This is a genomic window from Pseudomonas tehranensis (assembly GCF_014268615.1).
Lineage (GTDB): Bacteria > Pseudomonadota > Gammaproteobacteria > Pseudomonadales > Pseudomonadaceae > Aquipseudomonas > Aquipseudomonas tehranensis.
In genome coordinates this window covers 1-3,010 of the sequence record NZ_JABWQV010000392.1, presented here as the reverse complement: position 1 = coordinate 3,010, position 3,010 = coordinate 1, and the positions used below count along the sequence as shown (strand labels likewise).

Annotated in this window: 3 protein-coding genes; 1 reads left to right on the top strand and 2 read right to left on the bottom strand. The window is 61.4% G+C overall.

The features are described from left to right. Nucleotides 1-49: 49 nt before the first annotated feature. Together rhlE1 and yedA are read right to left on the bottom strand one after the other, a co-directional pair. Nucleotides 50-1,387 (bottom strand): RNA helicase RhlE1, encoded by a 1,338-nt coding sequence (gene rhlE1 / locus HU811_RS26275; protein ID WP_186658977.1) that lies wholly within the window; start codon nt 1,385-1,387, stop codon nt 50-52. Between the two features lie 58 nt (nt 1,388-1,445). Next, entirely contained in the window at nt 1,446-2,348 is a 903-nt protein-coding gene (gene yedA / locus HU811_RS26270) for a drug/metabolite exporter YedA (RefSeq protein ID WP_186658974.1), read from the bottom strand. Nucleotides 2,349-2,510: 162 nt separating this feature from the next. Between yedA and HU811_RS26265 the strand changes: the two genes are divergently transcribed. Further along, entirely contained in the window at nt 2,511-2,963 is a 453-nt protein-coding gene (locus tag HU811_RS26265) for an Lrp/AsnC family transcriptional regulator (RefSeq protein ID WP_003205835.1), read from the top strand. The last annotated feature ends 47 nt before the right edge of the window (nt 2,964-3,010 follow it).

The following is a 3,010-nucleotide window of genomic DNA, read 5'->3' as shown; positions in this document are numbered from 1 at the left end:
AGCCTCGTTGCACTCGTCAGCTCCTACAGGTCTCAGGAGACCTTTGAGATCAAGGCTTACGCTTACGCGGCCCGGTATTGAACACCGGGACTTTGCGCACAGGCTTGACCGAAGGCTCCACGGGCGAGGCGTCGCCGCTGTCGACCCACTTGCCCAGGTTGCGCTTGCCGCCACCGCCCGAGGCTTTCGGTTTCTTCGGCTTTTTCGGCTTCTTGATGACCTGGCCGCTGGCATCGGTGTCCGGCACCCGATGCTCAGGCTCGAAGTCCTGTTCCATCTGCCGTGGCAACGTCTGACGGGTCAGGGTTTCGATGGCTGACAGCAGATTCACTTCATCGGCGCACACCAGGGAAATCGCTTCCCCGGTGGAACCCGCCCGGCCAGTACGACCGATACGGTGAATGTAATCCTCGGCGACGATCGGCAAATCGAAATTCACCACCAGCGGCAAGTCTTCGATATCCAGCCCACGCGCGGCGACGTCGGTGGCCACCAGGATCTGGATCTCACTGGCCTTGAAACGGTCCAGCGCCCGCTGGCGGGTGGCCTGGGGTTTATCGCCGTGGATGCCGTCGGCATTGACGCCCATGCCCTGGAGTTTTTCCACCAGCGCATCGACACCGTTGCGGGTCTTGGCAAAGACCAGCACCTGTTTCCACTTGTTCTTGCGCATCAGGTGCACAAACAACTCTGGCTTGCGCTTCTTGTCCACCGTCGCCACCCATTGCTTGACGGTGTTGGCGGCCACATTGCGCGGGCTCACTTCGATGCTCAGCGGATCGTTGAGCATTTGCCCGGCCAGCAAGCGGATCGCGTCGGAGAACGTTGCCGAAAACAGCAGCGTCTGGCGCTTCTTCGGCAGTGCTTTATAGATATTCGCCAGCTCCTCGGAGAAGCCCAGGTCGAGCATGCGGTCGGCTTCGTCCAGCACCAGGGTCTGCAGCTGATTGAACTTCAGCGCGTTCTGGCGGAACAGGTCGAGCAAGCGTCCCGGCGTGGCGACCAGCAGATCAACCCCTTTGCGCAGCTTCATCATCTGCGGGTTGATGCTGACGCCGCCGTACACTGCATAGGTGCTCAACGGCAGGTTTTGCGCGTATTGGCGCACGCTTTCGTGAACCTGCTCGGCCAGTTCACGGGTCGGCACCAGAATCAGCGCCCGTACCGAGTTGGCACTGACCTTGGGCCCTTCGGTGGTCAGCAACTGCAACAGCGGCACGGCGAAACCGGCGGTCTTGCCGGTGCCAGTCTGGGCCGCGGCCATCAGGTCGCGACCGGCCAGCACCGCCGGCATGGCTTGGGCCTGCACCGGGGTCGGGGTCTGGTAGCCAAGCGTCTCAAGGGCGCGCAGCAAGGGTTCGATCAGGCCAAGGGTGGCGAAAGTCATGGAAGTACCGTAGGAAAAATCAGCGCAAGGTGTGCAATGCGCGGCAGTTTACCCTAAATCAGGATTCGGCCGGCGCAGGCTTGGGGTTGCGCCATTGGGGCAAACCGATCAACACCACGGCACTGATGATCACCAACATCGCCAGGGCCTCTTCGATCCCGATGGTTTCACCGGCGAACACAATGCCCAGCAACACCGCTACCGCCGGGTTGACGTAGGCATAGCTGGTGGCCGCCGCCGGACGGACGTGCTTGAGCAGGTACATGTAGGCGTTGAAGGCAATGATCGAACCGAAGCAGGTCAGGTAGGCCAGGGCGATCCAGCCTTCCAGCGGCGGAATGCTGTCCAGGTGTTCGCCACTGGCCACGCTGCCGATCAACAGCACCACACCGCCCACCAGCATTTCCACGGCACTGGCCATCGCCCCCGCCGGCAGCGGCAGGTGCTTGCTCAATACCGAGCCGAAGGCCCAGGACGCCGCCGCGAACAGCAGCAAGGTCGCGCCCAGCGGGCTCGATTGCAGGTTGGAACCCAGGTTGAGCATGGCAATGCCGATCAACCCCAGCACAATCCCCGCCCACTCCAGACGGGTGTTACGGGCGCCCCAGAAATATCCGCAGAGCAAGGTAAACAACGGCACCGTCGCCACGGCCAGCGCCGCCACCCCGGACGCCACGCCCGTGTGCTCGGCGACACTGACCGCGCCATTGCCGAAGCTGAGCAACAACACGCCGATCACAGCCCCCGCCTTCCACTGCGCCCAGGTCGGTGCCGGCGCCCCGCGCCAGCGCAGGAAACCGTACATCAGCGAGCCGGCGATCACGAAACGAATCCCGGCCAGCAGCAGCGGCGGCCAATGCTCCACACCGATGCGAATCACCAGGTAGGTCGACCCCCAGATGACGTACAAGGCAAAAAAGGCAGCGATCAATGGCAAGGGGAAACGGCGTAGGCCAGGCATGGTCAGCTCGAAGTCAGGACAATGAGAGACGCTATTCTAGAAAGGCGACAGGCGGAAAATAAGTTACAAAACCTGTTTATCCGAACCATACACTTTTCAAAACACGGAGATCAGCGCTATAAACCGTACTTTCGAAAGTCAGCCCCCTGGGGAGCCCGAACCGTGGATAAGTACGACCGCATGCTGCTCAGTGCCCTGCTGGAAAACGGTCGTGCGTCCTACGCCGAACTGGCCCGCAAAGTGAACCTGTCGGCCCCGGCCGTGGCCGAGCGGGTCAGCAAGCTGGAAGCCAGCGGCGTGATCACCGGCTATCAAGCAAAAGTCGACATGGCGAAAATCGGCCTGCCGGTGCAGTGCGTCATCGAACTGCGGATGAACCAGCACGGTAACCAGAAGACCTACGACGAACTGTGCAAAATCCCGCAACTGACCGAATGCCATCGAGTGACAGGCGACCCGTGCGTGATCATGCAAGCGGCGGTTGGCTCGATGCCGGAATTGGAAGAGCTGATCAACCGCATCGCCAAGTTTGGCTTCAGCAAGACCTCGATCGTGCTGTCCAGCGCGATTGAAAAGCGCGTGCCGCTGGGGCAGTTGGAAGGCAACGGAAAATAACCTGCTTCACACAGATCAACCTGTGGGAGCGGGCTTGCTCGCGAATG